General features: G+C 56.1%; 16 protein-coding genes. 6 read left to right on the top strand and 10 right to left on the bottom strand.

Going from position 1 to position 14,897, the window contains the following annotated elements; genetic code table 11:
- Positions 1–25: 25 nt before the first annotated feature.
- Both M0651_RS01095 and M0651_RS01090 read right to left on the bottom strand, forming a co-directional pair.
- Positions 26–439, bottom strand: coding sequence for a DUF6157 family protein (locus M0651_RS01095; protein ID WP_248550012.1), 414 nt, complete (start codon positions 437–439; stop codon positions 26–28).
- A gap of 246 nt (positions 440–685) precedes the next feature.
- On the bottom strand, positions 686–1,780 hold the full coding sequence (locus M0651_RS01090; RefSeq protein WP_248550011.1) for a ParM/StbA family protein: 1,095 nt from the start codon (positions 1,778–1,780) through the stop codon (positions 686–688).
- Between the two features lie 222 nt (positions 1,781–2,002).
- On the opposite strand from M0651_RS01090, the gene M0651_RS01085 reads away from it, so the two are divergent.
- Both M0651_RS01085 and M0651_RS01080 read left to right on the top strand, forming a co-directional pair.
- Positions 2,003–3,022, top strand: coding sequence for a M23 family metallopeptidase (locus M0651_RS01085; protein WP_248550010.1), 1,020 nt, complete (start codon positions 2,003–2,005; stop codon positions 3,020–3,022).
- Positions 3,023–3,025: 3 nt separating this feature from the next.
- Positions 3,026–3,502 (top strand): bactofilin family protein, encoded by a 477-nt coding sequence (locus M0651_RS01080; protein ID WP_248550009.1) that lies wholly within the window; start codon positions 3,026–3,028, stop codon positions 3,500–3,502.
- A gap of 75 nt (positions 3,503–3,577) precedes the next feature.
- Here the strand turns inward: M0651_RS01080 and tsaD are convergent, their stop codons facing one another.
- The 4 genes from tsaD to tsaE are packed head-to-tail and all read right to left on the bottom strand — an operon-like array spanning position 3,578 to position 6,455.
- Positions 3,578–4,618 (bottom strand): tRNA (adenosine(37)-N6)-threonylcarbamoyltransferase complex transferase subunit TsaD, encoded by a 1,041-nt coding sequence (gene tsaD / locus M0651_RS01075; protein ID WP_248550008.1) that lies wholly within the window; start codon positions 4,616–4,618, stop codon positions 3,578–3,580.
- A complete protein-coding gene (rimI, locus tag M0651_RS01070; RefSeq protein ID WP_248550007.1) occupies positions 4,612–5,079 on the bottom strand; it encodes a ribosomal protein S18-alanine N-acetyltransferase in 468 nt (155 codons plus the stop codon). Before rimI ends, tsaD begins: the two co-directional genes overlap by 7 nt.
- Positions 5,080–5,124: 45 nt before the next feature.
- Complete coding sequence (gene tsaB / locus M0651_RS01065) at positions 5,125–5,958, bottom strand: tRNA (adenosine(37)-N6)-threonylcarbamoyltransferase complex dimerization subunit type 1 TsaB (protein ID WP_248550295.1); 834 nt, start codon at positions 5,956–5,958, stop codon at positions 5,125–5,127.
- A 2-nt stretch (positions 5,959–5,960) separates the two neighbouring features.
- Positions 5,961–6,455 (bottom strand): tRNA (adenosine(37)-N6)-threonylcarbamoyltransferase complex ATPase subunit type 1 TsaE, encoded by a 495-nt coding sequence (gene tsaE / locus M0651_RS01060; RefSeq protein WP_248550294.1) that lies wholly within the window; start codon positions 6,453–6,455, stop codon positions 5,961–5,963.
- A gap of 449 nt (positions 6,456–6,904) precedes the next feature.
- Between tsaE and ku the strand changes: the two genes are divergently transcribed.
- Positions 6,905–7,858 carry a non-homologous end joining protein Ku gene (ku, locus tag M0651_RS01055; protein WP_248550006.1) on the top strand — a complete coding sequence of 318 codons (954 nt, stop codon included), beginning with the start codon at positions 6,905–6,907 and terminating at the stop codon, positions 7,856–7,858.
- Between the two features lie 72 nt (positions 7,859–7,930).
- Here the strand turns inward: ku and M0651_RS01050 are convergent, their stop codons facing one another.
- Positions 7,931–8,878 carry an ATP-dependent DNA ligase gene (locus tag M0651_RS01050; RefSeq protein WP_248550005.1) on the bottom strand — a complete coding sequence of 316 codons (948 nt, stop codon included), beginning with the start codon at positions 8,876–8,878 and terminating at the stop codon, positions 7,931–7,933.
- Positions 8,879–9,042: 164 nt separating this feature from the next.
- On the opposite strand from M0651_RS01050, the gene ligD reads away from it, so the two are divergent.
- Entirely contained in the window at positions 9,043–9,942 is a 900-nt protein-coding gene (gene ligD, locus M0651_RS01045) for a non-homologous end-joining DNA ligase (protein WP_248550004.1), read from the top strand.
- A gap of 10 nt (positions 9,943–9,952) precedes the next feature.
- On the opposite strand, the gene cls is transcribed toward ligD, so the two are convergent.
- Positions 9,953–11,383 carry a cardiolipin synthase gene (gene cls / locus M0651_RS01040; protein ID WP_248550003.1) on the bottom strand — a complete coding sequence of 477 codons (1,431 nt, stop codon included), beginning with the start codon at positions 11,381–11,383 and terminating at the stop codon, positions 9,953–9,955.
- Between the two features lie 181 nt (positions 11,384–11,564).
- On the opposite strand from cls, the gene M0651_RS01035 reads away from it, so the two are divergent.
- On the top strand, positions 11,565–12,563 hold the full coding sequence (locus M0651_RS01035; RefSeq protein WP_248550002.1) for a M23 family metallopeptidase: 999 nt from the start codon (positions 11,565–11,567) through the stop codon (positions 12,561–12,563).
- Between the two features lie 32 nt (positions 12,564–12,595).
- Positions 12,596–13,015, top strand: coding sequence for a bactofilin family protein (locus M0651_RS01030; protein ID WP_248550001.1), 420 nt, complete (start codon positions 12,596–12,598; stop codon positions 13,013–13,015).
- A gap of 65 nt (positions 13,016–13,080) precedes the next feature.
- On the opposite strand, the gene M0651_RS01025 is transcribed toward M0651_RS01030, so the two are convergent.
- Together M0651_RS01025 and M0651_RS01020 are read right to left on the bottom strand one after the other, a co-directional pair.
- Positions 13,081–13,857 (bottom strand): ABC transporter permease, encoded by a 777-nt coding sequence (locus M0651_RS01025; protein ID WP_248550000.1) that lies wholly within the window; start codon positions 13,855–13,857, stop codon positions 13,081–13,083.
- On the bottom strand, positions 13,850–14,758 hold the full coding sequence (locus M0651_RS01020; RefSeq protein WP_248550293.1) for an ABC transporter ATP-binding protein: 909 nt from the start codon (positions 14,756–14,758) through the stop codon (positions 13,850–13,852). Before M0651_RS01020 ends, M0651_RS01025 begins: the two co-directional genes overlap by 8 nt.
- Between the last annotated feature and the right edge of the window lie 139 nt (positions 14,759–14,897).

The raw sequence follows: 14,897 nt of genomic DNA, 5'->3' as shown, positions 1-14,897 counted from the left end.
ATAAATGCAACCAACGGCGCCGTTCTTACTTCCGGCTGTTTCTCATCGCGTTCAGCAGTTGGACATCGGTTGAAGCGGTAAACCGCTGATAATCCGGTGAGTCCATGCCGTAGATGGCGATTTTCCACTGCTCGTCATAATGCACGCCCCATCCATATTTCTTCGGAAGGGCTGAAGCCCGCAAGCATGGGTGCGGCTTGCTGAACAACTCCTCCCAGAGCTCCTGCCTTCGCTCCTGCACAACTTCCTTCGGAACTTGCTTATGGCGAATATGTACCTCGAACAGCAACTCCTCGTGATTGTACCGGTACGGAGCTTGCGAGAGCAGCTCGTATTGAATGAGGTGCGCTGGCTTCGCGGGTCTCGTCGACACCGGAACGATCGCATGATCGGTAGGACAATCGGTCGATACGCGAATGAAAGTATTTTTGTAGCTCACGGACCACGGCCTCCTTCACTTTTTTCCTTATTATACCTGAACCTTCAAATTTAAAGAATATGATCCTTCTTCGTCAGTTGTATTCGGTTTTTCGCATACAAAACGGTGTTGAAGCGCAGAAATCTGAAATGTACTCGATTTTTCATATATAATCTGCCAACATCGCCGGAAACGCCGAAATGTATTCGATTTTTCACATAAAAAAATCCGGCGGTGCATTCACCGCCGGAACAATCATTCGGATGCTTACGCCGGGTTTGGCTGTTGGCCGGCTTTATTCTTGGCCAGCTTCAAGTAACCCTGCACGTTCAGAATCTCGCTATTCTCTTCAAACCGCAAACGCATGGAGCCGGCCGCATCGATCAGATACGATTTCAGCGCCGCGGCGCCGCCGCCAAGTACATAGAAGCATTCGATGTCAGGGTACTTCTTCCAACGCTTGCGGATCAAGTCAACCAGCTTCTGCGCAGCTCGGCTGAAATACATATCGACGATCGGCCGAATATCCGCTTGTCCTTCCCCTACGCGCTGGATAACGAATTCGCGGTTCCGGATGCGTCCAATCAGCTTCGTACGGCTTGGGAAGCGGTAACCAAACTGATCCTCAACATCGCGGATAATTGAATCCAGATAGGTTGCCAGTCCGAACTGCTCCCCCGTACTGAACTGATTGTCGATGTTCATCCGCTTCACAACCGGGAAATCCGTCGTCAAAGCGCCGATTTCGCAAATGCCGATACAGCCGTTATGGAGTTCTTCATTCCGTACTTGCAGCGTATCGTTCGTCGCCAAATGGAACAGCGCCGCCGCGCCTTCCACCGAAACGATCGTACGGCGGATCTGGAGACGTACCGTGCGCCCGCGCAGCTCCGGCGTGGACAGGAACGTCACTTCGTGCTCACCGGTCAGCCGCTCCTCGAACGCTTGATGAAAAGCCACGTAGGAACGGACCGGAAGTCCTGTCCCAATGATGTACTCAACCTCTTCAATCCCGGTTCCCGCCGTCGGATAAGCTTGTCCAGACAGGGCGGCATAAGCCAGCGCCGTCAGTGCCACGACCAGGGATTGATCGCTGGTGGCTTTGTTGTCCGTCTCCTCCAACTCGGAATTGTCTTGGTCTTCCATCGCCAGCAAGCCTACGAAATACCGCTGGTTATTTCTCTTTAATTTAGGGCTATAGACCCGAACATCCAGCGCCTTCAGCGGAGAGTCCTCCTCTTGCAGCACATGTCTATCATATCCGGGAGAAACGATACTCGGAATAATGATCGGTCGTTGTGAACCGTCAACCACTACCTTAACGCTGTCGTTGCCAACGTCGATTCCGGCAATTCTGATCATAATAACCTCCTTACATTAGGAAAGAAGACACTTTTCCAATTATTTCTCATTTCGCTTCCCTTCGACAAATTCCTGCTTTAGGAGTGAAAATAGTTACAAAATTTTTTTAAATGAAAAAGGGATTTGCCACATTTTGCCGAAATAGTTGTATTGGCAAGTCGTAAGGAATGACCTTGGTCCTACATAATGGCATGTTCAACTCAAGAAGATCAGGAGGAAGTCATGAAGATCAGATTCAAAAAAAACGTGAACCGGCGCTACACGCTGCTGATCGTGCCGGAAGGCACCAGCCCGGTGTTCCGCTTTAAATTCCGCTTGTTCTATTTATTGGCCATCCTGATCACCACGGTGGTGCTGCTCAGCTCCGTGTTGGTCTTGTATGCCGTCAATCGCACGCATACGAACCGGATCGGGACGCTTGAAGCGCAATTATCCGATTCTTCTAATCAGTTCAGGAACACCGTCGTGAACAAGGAACAGGAAATCGACCGACTCTTAAACGAGCTCCTCGAGCTGTCGAAGAAGTCGAAGACCATCGAATCCAAGATGAGCGAGCTGGAGCAGTTGGAAGCCGAGCTTAAATCGATTACCGACGGCGGATCGACGAAAACGAAGGGCCAAACCGCAGCCGCAGACAAAAAAGCAGCGATGGACTCCCTTTCAACCGAAGGTGGAGTTGGCGGAGAATCGATCCCACTCACCGAACAGGATGTGTCCAAGCTGGTCAAAGAGACGAAGGAGAGCATCACCACTTCGTTGGCCGAGATGCCCGAACTGCAGCAACGGCTGGAGCAAACCAAGGTGTCGATTCAGGAATATAAAGCGCTGATGGCCATCTTACCAACCTTTTGGCCCGCCGATTCCGTCAGAGTCACTTCCGAATACGGTGAACGGGAAGACCCTTTTAACGGACGGTTGACCATGCACGCCGGAATGGATATCGGGGGAAGCATCGGCGATCCTGTCTACGCGGCAGCGAATGGCAAGGTCGTCGATACCGGCTACAACAGCGCACGCGGGAACTTTATCACGATTTCCCATCCTTCGGGATTGAAAACGAACTATATGCATTTGAGCAAAATCCTAACCAAGGTTGGCGCCACCGTCAAGCAAGGCGATACCATCGCGGAGTTGGGCTCCACCGGACGCAGCACCGGTCCTCATCTCCATATCGAAGTCGTAAAGAATGGCAGTACGGTCGACCCGGCCAAATACCTTAGAAAACCCGGAGAGGAAGAGTAATTCATGAAATTAAGGAATAACGCGAAACCTGTTAAGCTGGACCCGAACACCACCGACACCTTGATCGGGGAAGGCAGTATTTTCGAAGGGAAAATCCGCTCGGACGCCGGCGTACGCATCGAAGGACAAATTACCGGTGACATCGAATGCGAAGGCGACGTGACCGTTGGGGAGAAAGGTGTCGTTCATTCCAATATCCTGGCCCGGAACATCATTATTGCCGGCACCGTGAACGGCAACGTGCAAGCCAAGCTCAAGCTGTCCATTACCTCCAAAGGCAAGCTGTACGGCAACATGGTCGCTACCTCCCTCTCCATTGAGGAGGGCAGCGTATTCGAAGGAACTAGTAAGATGGGCGGTTCGGACAAACCCAATCCTGCGGCAATGAAGGAAACGGCGGCTGCGGTTGACGCCGAGCAAGCGCCTCCTGCCAAGAACAACGCGGAGTCGGAAAGTGATGCGGTTTATAAAACGTGGTGACACAACATCCCCGATAAGCAAAAGGCCGGACAACTTGTCCGGCCTTTTGCTTTGGGCGTACGCCTCGAGTTGAAGTTAGCTTGGGTTAACAGACCAGCCTTCCAGCGAAAGCGAAGGCTCGGCTTTTAGCTCCAAGCTGGAAAACTCACCGTTCTTCCATTTCAAATAAGCGGCTGCGCCAATCATCGCGGCGTTATCGGTACAGTATTTCAGCGACGGGATCAGCAAGGCAATCCCTTCGCGTTCGCAGCGTTCCTCGAGCGCAGCCCGCAAACCGCGGTTGGCCGCTACGCCGCCGCAAAGCAACAGTTGCCGCGCACCGGTGGCACGAACGGCACGAATCGCTTTTTCCACCAGCACCTCGATCACCGATTCCTGGAACCCTCTGGCAATCGCCGGTTGGTAGCCATCCTCGCCGCGCATCTTATGCTGGTTCACCGCGTTCAGTACCGCCGATTTGAGGCCGCTCAAGCTGAAATCGTAAGAGTCCGGCTCCAGCCACGCCCGCGGCAGCTCCTCCACTTCCTCCGCCTCCGCAGCCAGCTTGTCCACGAAGGGCCCCCCCGGATAAGGAAAGCCAAGTGCCCGAGCGACCTTGTCATAGGCTTCGCCAACGGCATCGTCACGCGTCCGGCCGAGCAGTCGAAAGCTTCCCTCCCGCTCCATCAACACCAGCTCCGTATGCCCACCCGAGACGACGAGGGCCATGGACGGATATAACATCTCCGCCTCCAAACGATTGGCGTAGATATGACCGGCGATATGATGAACGCCAATCAGCGGTTTGTCCAGCGCGAAGGCGAGGCTCTTGGCGGCCATAATCCCGACGAGCAACGCGCCGACCAAGCCGGGGCCTTCCGTCACGGCGATCGCCGACAGCGATTGCGGCGGTATCCCCGCCTCCTGCACCGCCTCCTCCAGCATTCGCGTAATGCTCTCGACATGCTTACGTGAAGCGACCTCCGGTACGACACCGCCGAACGCCCGGTGCGTCTCGATCTGGCTGGCGATGAGGTTGGACAACACCTCCGTCCCGTTCTTCACCACGGACGCCGAGGTTTCGTCGCAACTCGTTTCCACCGCCAAAATATATACATCCTGCTCTTGCTTTACCACAAACTTTCGCTTCCTTCCCCGGTCTCCGACTGCGATCCTGGCAGCTCGCACCACATTATGATTGCATCTTCATGATTATCGGAATAATACCCTTTGCGCACGCCCGCCGGGGCAAAGCCCATTTTCTCATAAAGCGCACGAGCGACCGTATTGGACACCCGCACCTCCAGCGTCATCCGGACCATCCCCAGCTCCGCCGCCCAGTCCATCATCCGGCTTAGCAGCTGCTCCCCGAGATGACGTCCGCGGTAAGCGGATCGGACCGCGATGTTCGTGATGTGAGCCTCATCGAGGATCGTCCACATCCCGGCGTACCCGATAGGTTTGCCGCCCATTTCCATGATTTGATATCGGGCAAAATGATTATGGGTTAACTCGTTATGAAATGCTTCCTCGCTCCAAGGGAGCGAAAACGACTCATGTTCGATCACCATGACGTCCGGCAGATCCGCGAGCTTCATATTACGGAATACGATATCTTGTTCCAGCTTCGCCGCCCCCTCGCCTTACGCGTTCCGCAGCCGTTTGGCTTCGGCTTCGGCCAGCTGCGTATAATTCGGCTCCAGCGCATGGACCTCGTCCGCCGGCAGCCACGTGCGCGCTAGGCCGGCGATCCCCATCCATGCGCCTTCCAGCTCGTAAGGTACGAACTGGACAAGCTCGCCGAAGGCGGCGATCAGCGGCGCGATCGCCGCTTCGTGCTTCTCGGTTTCGCCCACGAACCAGAGGCGGGCCGGCCGTTCGTCCATCGGCAACTGCTCCAGCTGCCGCTTCAGCTCGTCGGCCCACCCGTCCATGAGCCGGATCGCGTCAGGTTCGAGACGCTCCGGCAATCTGCCCGGCGCGGGCACACCGAACAGCGCCGTATAGGCCTGGCCGCGCCGCGCATCGATCAGCGGCACGATCCAGTGGCCGCCGGCGGTAGCGCGGCGGCCTGCTTCGCCCCGCCGCGCGGCGAGCTCGCCCAGCGCGGCGGCGTCTTGTCCGCTGGCGCCGGCCCAGCCGCCCAGCGCCAAAGCGGCCAGGCTCGAGACGCCGTAAACCGGAAGCCGCAGCGACCACGCCAAAGTCTTGGCGGTCGTGACGGCAATCCGGATCCCGGTGTAGGAGCCTGGCCCAATCCCGACGGCGATCCCGTCAATGTCCTGCTTGGCGATCCCCGCCGCCTCCAGGCAATCTCCGATCGCCGTGACCAAATAGGCCGAATGGTTCCGTTCGGCATGGATATTTCGTTCGGCCAGCACGCGGCCGCCCTCCGTAACCGCCACCGCCAGCGAGGAAGTGGCGGTGTCAAACGCCAACAGCCGCTGCGGTGGCCGTATGTTTTCGTATTCGTTCATGTTCAGGATACTCCATTCTCTCTCAGAGCGGACACCCAAGCTTCATAGGTTGCGCCCTGACCATTGATATGCATCCGCCGACCCGACGCCGACACCGTCTCTACGTAAATGCGAAGCACGTCTTGCGGAAGCAGCTCCTCAATCAAGCTGGCCCATTCCACCAAGGTGACGCCGTTCCCGTAGAAATACTCGTCCAGCCCCAGCTCATCCGCCTCATCCAGCGACAGCCGGTAGACGTCCATATGATAAAAAGGCAGCCTGCCCTCATACTCCTTGATCAAAGTAAAAGTCGGACTGTTCACCGTGTCCTTCACGCCGAGGTGTTTCGCGAACAGCTGGGAGAACGCGGTTTTGCCCGCGCCAAGATCCCCGTCCAGGGCGATCACCGTCCCCGGCTGGGCCAGCCGGGCCAAGGCTCCCGCGAGCCGCTCCGTCCCTGTTAGATCCTCGACTTCATATACCCATTGCGCGGGAGGGTTGCCCTTATGATCATCCATACTCACTCTAGCTTACCACCTTTATTGCGGCTCCAACGAAATTGCCCATCAGGTGCCGAAGTTCCGCTAACGGACCGTAATGACCTTATTCGCTCATTTCCCGGACATTTCCCGTGCTAACGGACCCAGAAGACGTTATTCCACCCTTCCGGCAGAAAAAACAACTCAAAACAAGCAAATAAGGTCTTTCCAGTCCGTTAGCGACCGGAACCTCTCACTTGCAGACAAATAACGTCCCTGATGTCCGTTACAGCGTCGCCCATCGATCTCCACGAGTACATGCAAAGGCACTGTCCTCATTATATCGGTCCGCCGCACCCCCCGCAACCGCAGAACGCAGGAACGAATTTGGCGAAAACGAGCGTAAATAGAAACCACTTTTATAACCATACTACGAATAGGCGAATCCATAGCGAGTATTCGAAGGAAAGAAGAAAGGGGTTATAAACATGCATACGGTCTGGAAGGGAGCGATCAGCTTCGGGCTGGTTCATGTGCCGGTCAAAATGTTTTCGGCCACCGAAGACAAAGACATCTCCATGAAATACATCCATAATGTGTGCGGCAGTCCGATCTCCTATGTGCGGCGCTGCCCGGCTTGCGAGGTGGATGTGAACTGGGAGGAAATCTCGCGGGGATATGAATACGAGAAGGGCAAATACGTGCTGTTCGAAAAAGATGAGCTCGAGCAACTCTCCGCCCACGCCGAGAAAACGATCAACATCATCGATTTCGTAGATTTGAAGGAGATCGATCCGATTTATTTTCAGAAGACGTATTACCTGTCCCCGGACCAGGCGGGCGGAAACGCCTATCAGCTCCTGCTGGAAGCGATGCGCCAATCGGGCAAAATCGGCATCGCCAAAATCGCCATCCGTTCCAAAAGCAGCCTCGCTGCCATCCGCGTGATGGAAGGGTGTCTGGCGATCGAAACGATCTTTTTTCCGGACGAAATTCGGCCGATAACCCAAGTGCCCAATCTGCCGGAGAACCTCCAGGTCAACGACAAGGAGCTGACGATGGCAAAGATGCTGATCGAGCAGCTATCCACTCCGTTCGAGCCGGAGAAATACACCGACGATTACCGCGAGGGACTGCTGCACTTGATCGAGCAAAAGGTAGCCGGCGAGGAAATCAGCTTGGCTCCAGCCAAGCCGGAGACCAACGTGATCGACTTAATGGCGGCGCTGCAGGCGAGCATCGAAGCCGTCAAACCGGTCGCCACCGATCCGGGGCCAGCGGCCGCCGCACCGGCGAAGCGTACGCGCAAGCCGGCGGCCAAGAAAGCAAAAGCCGAGCCAGAAGCCGAGCCCGCTGCAACAGATGTCGGTACCGCTACGCCAACCGTCGCGGTCAAGCCGAAGCCCAAGCGTCGCACCACGGCGAAGCCAGAGGCGAAGTAGGGGAACACGCTGTACCAAGCTGGGCTGAGCTGTTCCGTATTGAGCCCTACTTGCGACCTTCGCCGGCCCTGCCTACATGCTTTGCCCCATGTCGCACGCCTCGGGCGGGACATTCGCCCATCCCTGGATGATGGGGTGGCGCATCGTTCCGCCGGGCGTCCATTCCAAGAACTGAATCTTTACAGTGAGGGTCGGCTGAATCCAGACGACCCCTTTCATGCGTTCAGGGGCGTTTGCGAATGGCCGGTCCGATACGATCAGCGGCTTCACGTTCTCCGTCAGGTCGCGCCAGTCGGACACCTTCCATTTCCCGCTGCCGGCATGCCCAATATAGATGAACCGTCCCTCCGGATCGTACAATCCCAGTAAAATTGCGTTCACCCCGCCATCCCGGTACGTCACGCCGCCGATGGCCGCGTAGAGATCACGAGCCAGCTTCTTTTTGACCCAGCGACCATCCTTCCCTCCGATCGCATAAGCGCTGTCCAGCCGTTTCGAGACAATCCCTTCCCAACCCCGCTCCTGCATCAAACCGAACAACAACTCCCCGTCCGTCACATTTGGCACAACCTGCACCCGTTCGGAGGGAATCACGAGCTCTTGCAGCAGCTGCTGGCGATTCCTCAGCGGCTCCCCGTTCACCCATTTGCCGTCATGATATAAGATGTCAAAAATCATATATATCGCCGGAATCCGGCCGGACGCGAAGCGGATCTCCTGCTCCCGCCGCAGGCTGTCGCGGCGCATAATCTCATGAAATGACGGCTTCCCGCCGGAGAGCGCGATCATTTCACCGTCGAGAATAACTGAACCCGCGCGGCAGTATACCCCCGTATCCTGAAACTCCGGGTACTGGGGCGTCCGGTCGTTCCCTTTGCGGTTGATCAGCTTGACCTCGCGGCCGTCGCTGTACGTAAGCATCCGCACCCCGTCCCACTTCACCTGGGCCACCCACTCCTCGCCTTGCGGGATCGTATCGCTGCGTATCGGTTCAAACGGCGCGATCGGTCTTAATTCCATGCCCGTGTTTTGCCTCCTCTTGAACTCCATTCCATCTCCCCCAAGTTTGCCCCCAGCCCTCGGGTACCATTCCGATAACCAACCTAACCTATGCGCTCATAGTTTCCAGGTCCTCAGGCAAGCCTAACTATATATTCCAATCGATCCGGAAAGGAGGATCTGTCATGCCGCGAACGATCAAAGGAACCATCTCTGTCGAAGGCGAAGAAGTCCCCGTCTCCAACCCCGACAAGCTGCTGTGGCCCGAAGTCGGTATCACGAAGATGATGTATTTGGAGAAGCTGGCCGAGCTTTCACCCTACCTGTTGAAATCCTGCCGCAACCGTTTGCTGACGACCATTCGTTATCCCGGCGGTATCCACGGCAAGTTTTTTTATCAGAAAAATGCGCCTGATCCGCTGCCTCCATTCGTCCGCACCGCGGTTTATGAGAACATCAACTATGTCGTGCTGGACCGACTGCCCGTGCTGCTGTGGCTCGGGAACCTCGCCTGCATCGAATTCCATCCTTCCCTCCATTATGTCGGAGAGTCGTTGCCGTGCGAGTGGATGATCGATCTCGATCCCACGCTGGAGGACGAGCCGCGGATGATGGAGGCAGCTGCGATGGTCGGCGATATCTTGACGTCGCTGGGTCTGCAATCCGTGCCGAAGACGTCCGGCGCCACCGGCGTGCAGATCATCGTGCCGATCGAATACGGCGTGACCTTTGACGAGCTGCGTTCCATCGGCCATTTCGTCGCGAGGTACGTGACCGAGAAGCATCCGAAACTATTTACCATCGAGAGGCTGAAGAAGGACCGCGGCGACAAAATCTATTTCGACTATCTGCAGCATTACGGCGGTAAAACGCTCGCAGCTCCGTATACTCCACGGGCCCGAGTGGCTGCCAGCGTGTCAACCCCGCTCACCTGGGGCGAGGTGCGGAAGAATCCCAAACCCGCTGATTTCAATCTGCTGAATATCGGCCAACGGCTGAAGGAACGGGGGGATTTGCTGGAAACGGTCCCTCCGCAATCGTTGAAGCTGATTTTGCAGCATTTGAAGGCCCCGGTCCGCGCCTAAGGTTATTCCCTTACAAAAGCGGGGACAACAGCCGGGCCAGCAACTCCAGCCCTTTTTGCCACCGTGAGCGCTCCGCGAATGCCTTCGGCAGGATCGGCACCGAATCGGCCAGATCTTGCTGGAAGTCGCTCTCCAGTCGTGCGATCGTATCCGGATCAAACAACAAGGCGGTCATTTCAAAGTTGTAGAAGAAGCTGCGCATATCCATGTTCGCCGTCCCCACGGAAGCGAGCAGGTCGTCAATGATCATCACCTTGGCATGTATGAAGCCTTTCGTATATTGAACAAACTTAACCCCTGCCTGCAGCAGCTCTTCGACGTAAGATAACGAAGCCAGCTTAACCAGACGACTATCCGAATGATAAGGCATGATCACAATCACTTCGACCCCGCTCAGCGCCGCCGTTTTTAGCGCCAAATACACGCTGGGGTCCGGAATAAAATAGGGCGAAGCGATCCAAATCCGGCGCTTCGCCACCGCGATTGAATTAAAGCACATTTCCTGAATCAGGTTACGTGTCATATTGGGTCCACTGGTCAGGATCTGCACTTGCTCCCGCCCAGGCCCTTCATGGGCCGGAAACAAAGCAGGGTCTCCGAGATCCTGACCCGATGCCAGCAGCCAATCCTCAAGGAAGGTCAGTTGCAGGTAATGAACCGAATCTCCTTCCAGCTGCAGATGCGTATCGCGCCAAAACCCCATTTTCTCATAGAGACCTAGATAGTCGTCGCCCACGTTTAACCCGCCCACGAACCCGATCCGCCCGTCCACCACGACGATTTTGCGGTGATTGCGATAGTTGACCCGGCGATTGCGCACGGCGACCCGCGGCGGCAGAAAAAAATAAACCTCCACCCCGGCCTCCTTCAGCCGCTCGACGAAGGCAGTCTCCAGCTTGAAGCTCCCCAGTCCGTCGCAAATCATCCGCACCTTAACCCCTTCCCGTGCTTTACGGATCATCACCTCTGCAAAGGCCGATCCGATCATATCGCTGCGGAAGATATAAAACTCAAGGTGGATATGATCCCGCGCCTGCTCCATCCGCTCCAGCATCGCGCCAAAAGCCATCTCCCCGGAGGAATACACTTCCGTCCGGTTCCCGCCCGTGATCGGATTAACCGCATGGTGCGCCAGCAGCCGGTAAAGTCGCTCCTGATGAACAAACTCGGGGTTCCTCATCCCCTCCAAGGTCTCCAAGGTAGCTGACTGGGAGCGCAGTTGACCCCGGAGGCTTCGGAATTGGACGGGACCCCGATGCAGGAGCCTCTTGCGCTTCTTGTATTCGCGCGCCAGGAAATAGTAGAGAACGGGCCCCAACGGGGGACACAGGAATAAAATGAACATCCAGGCAACGGCTTTGCCGGGATTGCGGAATTCGAGCAGCAAGATCAGTGCGATATGTACGATAAAAACAAGCAAAAGGCCAATCAACCAGATCATGTCTACCACCCTCCCCTGCCTTCATCATTAACCATCCTGGCGGCGGTTTATTCATGAGTTCGCTCCGATTCAAGCGCGGCAGGCCGCCATTTATATTAGACAGGACCCGATTTTTGACATGATTTAAGAATCATAGGAATAGATAAGATATAGAACCAACGAAGCGTAGGGAGGGGATGCCATGAGGAGTGTAAGCGTACCGAATCCCAATCGGATGACGTTGCTTGTCCTTCGGGATGCCGGCCGGCCCGTCAAACAGGTGCAAGTGTCCAAGCCGCTTGTGGTTGCCGTGCCTTTGCTGGCGCTGCTGTCCATTTCCGGGCTGATTATCAGCCTGCAGGTTCATTCGGATCATACCGTTTCCCGCCTGGAAAGTCAGCTCAAGCAGCAAACCCTGGCCTTTGAAGCGGTGGTGACCAACAAAGACGAAGCGATTCAACGCTTGCAGAACGAAGTGATTGCCTTGTCTAGCCAATCGAAGGATATGATGGACCGGATGGAGCGGGTAGCCGAACTCGAAGCGGAGCTTCAGAAATTTATCGATAAATACGGAGACGGCGATGCGAAGAACCTGGGCAAGCTGTCTTCGTTGTCCTGGGATGAATCGCTGGATTCGCTTGGGGACAGCGGCGTCGGCGGCGAGTTCATTGCGGTCCACGAGAACGAAATCGAAGCGCTTGCTGCGGACACGCGGGACAATTTTGCTGCGATGAACGATATGCTCGACGAGATGGAGAAGAATGTGCCGCTCACCCTGAAAAAAGCAAAGCAAACGCAATATTCCCTCTCCGGTACCCCATCGGAATGGCCTACGTTGTCCACACGGCTGACCTCCAATTTCGGGTACCGTACCGATCCCTTCACCGGCCGGGCGGCTTTCCACGCGGGGATCGACATCGCCGGCAAAGTGGGCGATTCCGTGTATGCCGCGGCGGCGGGCAAAGTTATTACCGCCAAGCGGGACGGCTCCCACGGTAAATACATCGTGATTGAGCATCCGGGCGGTTTGCAGAGCTGGTACATGCATCTAAGCGATATCGATGTCTCCGTCGGCGATGAGGTGAAGAAAGGCGAAAGTATCGGCAATCTCGGCAACACCGGGCGCAGCACTGGGCCCCATTTGCATTTCGAGATCGTCAAAGGTGGCAAAGCCATCGATCCGCTGCCTTATTTGAAGTAATAAAAACTTGGAAAGGAGGACGATGACCCGCTATGTTCAAAGACAACAAAAAAGCCCCCCGACCGACCGACACCCTGATCGGTCAAGGCAGCCTGGTAGAAGGTAAGCTGGAATGCAAATCCAATCTGCGCGTGGAGGGCCAAATCCATGGAGAAATCGAATGCCAAGGTCAGGTCATCATCGGCGAAACGGGCGAAGCCATGTCCAACATTAAAGGCGCCGAGGTGATCGTTGCCGGCAAAGTCGTCGGAGACGTCTCCACGACAGGCAAATTGACGATTACGGCCAGCGGTCAGGTCGACGGCAACGTGGAGGTTGCCAAGCTGATTATTGTCGAAGGCGGCCTGCTGAACGGGTCGAGCAAGATGGATCGCATCGCGCCTATCCCCACTCCATCAGCCTCTTCCGGCAAGGGCAAGATGAAGAAGTCCGCACGCCCCGAAGCGGGGTAAGGCGAAATAAGGTGAAAAAAAGTTCCCGCCTGAGAAGGCAAACGGGAACTTTTTTTTGTCATTTTTTAGGCGGCGACGTCCCTTTTCTTGAACACCAGCCAGGCAACCGCCAGGAATAGCAGCACGTACGCCGCCAGTATCGCCGCGGAGAACCCTAACGTCATACCGGCCGGACCGATCTGCCCGCCGCGGTATTGCCCCAAGTCCATGTTAGCGAACAGCAGATATTTAGCCCAAGGATAGCGGACGGGGTTAAACAACATCGTAAAGATGTTGCCCGCGAACAGAATAAAGATCGACAGCCCGATCGCAATGCCGCTGGAGCGGAATACCGTCGATAGCATAAAGGAAAACGCCGCGATGACCAACAGGTCAATGTAGCTGTAAAGCAAGCTCTCCAATATTCGGCCTAACGGACCTTCTCCCGGCAGGAAAATTTGCGACGGCATATTCGGGAAGATCAGGAACGCGACCGCCAAGGCGGCGGCAAAAAAGACCACGCTCATGGCCAACGTAAACAGCAGCACGGCCGCCATCTTGGACAACAGGACCTTCGTGCGTGTCCATGGGCGGATCAGGAGCAGCTTAATCGTCCCCCAGGTGAACTCGCCGGCCACAATGTCGGCGGCCACGACCGCCGCATAAATGCTGACGAGGTAATACAGGAAGCTTAATTGATCCAGAGCATCCCAGGCGCTCATGCGGCGACTGCCCCCATCAAGCGAAAATAACACCCCAAACAAAATCGTCAGCAGGACAAGCAGCCCGAACATAATCCAGGTGCGGACCCGCCGGTAGATTTTCATGTTTTCGTTCTGGACCAACGCGAGAAAATTATTCAATGTCCTTCCCTCCCGTCAGTTCCAAGAATTGATCTTCCAGGGAACGCGTCACCGCTTGGATGGCGTAGACGTCGATCCCCGCCATAACCAGCTTCGTGTTGATCCCCGCCGCGGCTTCCCGGTCGGCGGACACAATCAGCTGGCTGCCTTCGACGCGCCCGCTCCCAACGAGCTCCGCCGCACGCTGCGGATCACTCACCTCGAAGGCCGTCTCCCGCTCACGGCCTTCTCCCGCCTCCGGATGCAGGGACTTGACGTCCACAAGCCGTCCCTGCTGGATCACAGCGACCGTGTCGCACATCAGCTCCATTTCCGACAGTAAATGGCTGGAGACGAACACGGTCGTGCCTTCCTCCCGCGCCAGCACCCGCAAATAATCGCGGAGCTCGCGGATACCCTGCGGGTCGAGCCCATTGGTTGGCTCGTCTAGCACCAGCAACTTCGGCCGATGCAGGATGGCCTGCGCGACCCCAAGCCGCTGGCGCATGCCCAGCGAATACGTTTTGACCTTGTCATGGATGCGGTTCTGCATGCCCACCCGCTCGACCGCCTCCCAAATCCGCTGCTTCGTGACCCCCGGGGACATGCGGGCGTAATGCAGCAAATTCTGATACCCGGTTAGGAACTTGTACATCTCCGGGTTTTCCACGATCGCGCCAACATGCGAAATCGCCTCTTCAAAACGATCCTTGATGCTTGCTCCTTCAATTAGAATGTCGCCTTCCGAAATGGACATTAATCCGACCATCATCCGAATCGTCGTCGTTTTCCCGGCCCCGTTCGGCCCCAGGAATCCGTAGACTTGTCCTCTCGGGATATCCAGCGTTAATCGGTCGATCAGCGTCTTGCTGCCGATGCGCTTGCTGACGTCTCGCATGCGCACGACCGGTTCCTGCGTCATCTCCATGGATATTCCCACTCCCTCTTCGTTCTGTATCCCGATCAGTCAGGATAATTCATCCTATTCTACCATAAGGCGCGGGGCGGCTAAAGCTTTGGCTAGTGATGTTGAAGTGACGGAGGGCTGATGAAGACGATGG

Source organism: Paenibacillus mellifer, assembly GCF_023195895.1.
GTDB lineage: Bacteria > Bacillota > Bacilli > Paenibacillales > Paenibacillaceae > Fontibacillus > Fontibacillus mellifer.
This window is presented reverse-complemented; position numbering and strand designations above follow the sequence as displayed.

Bases quoted from the DNA above. Each gene is read 5' to 3' on its own strand.
- M0651_RS01080 (WP_248550009.1), top strand. From the start codon at position 3,026: ATGAAATTAAGGAATAACGCGAAACCTGTTAAGCTGGACCCGAACACC.
- tsaE (WP_248550294.1), bottom strand. From the start codon at position 6,455: ATGGATGATCATAAGGGCAACCCTCCCGCGCAATGGGTATATGAAGTC.
- M0651_RS01050 (WP_248550005.1), bottom strand. From the start codon at position 8,878: ATGGAATTAAGACCGATCGCGCCGTTTGAACCGATACGCAGCGATACG.
- M0651_RS01090 (WP_248550011.1), bottom strand. From the start codon at position 1,780: ATGATCAGAATTGCCGGAATCGACGTTGGCAACGACAGCGTTAAGGTA.
- cls (WP_248550003.1), bottom strand. From the start codon at position 11,383: ATGATCTGGTTGATTGGCCTTTTGCTTGTTTTTATCGTACATATCGCA.
- tsaB (WP_248550295.1), bottom strand. From the start codon at position 5,958: ATGAACGAATACGAAAACATACGGCCACCGCAGCGGCTGTTGGCGTTT.
- M0651_RS01020 (WP_248550293.1), bottom strand. From the start codon at position 14,758: ATGACGCAGGAACCGGTCGTGCGCATGCGAGACGTCAGCAAGCGCATC.
- ligD (WP_248550004.1), top strand. From the start codon at position 9,043: ATGCCGCGAACGATCAAAGGAACCATCTCTGTCGAAGGCGAAGAAGTC.
- M0651_RS01030 (WP_248550001.1), top strand. From the start codon at position 12,596: ATGTTCAAAGACAACAAAAAAGCCCCCCGACCGACCGACACCCTGATC.
- ku (WP_248550006.1), top strand. From the start codon at position 6,905: ATGCATACGGTCTGGAAGGGAGCGATCAGCTTCGGGCTGGTTCATGTG.
- M0651_RS01085 (WP_248550010.1), top strand. From the start codon at position 2,003: ATGAAGATCAGATTCAAAAAAAACGTGAACCGGCGCTACACGCTGCTG.
- M0651_RS01035 (WP_248550002.1), top strand. From the start codon at position 11,565: ATGAGGAGTGTAAGCGTACCGAATCCCAATCGGATGACGTTGCTTGTC.
- rimI (WP_248550007.1), bottom strand. From the start codon at position 5,079: ATGAAGCTCGCGGATCTGCCGGACGTCATGGTGATCGAACATGAGTCG.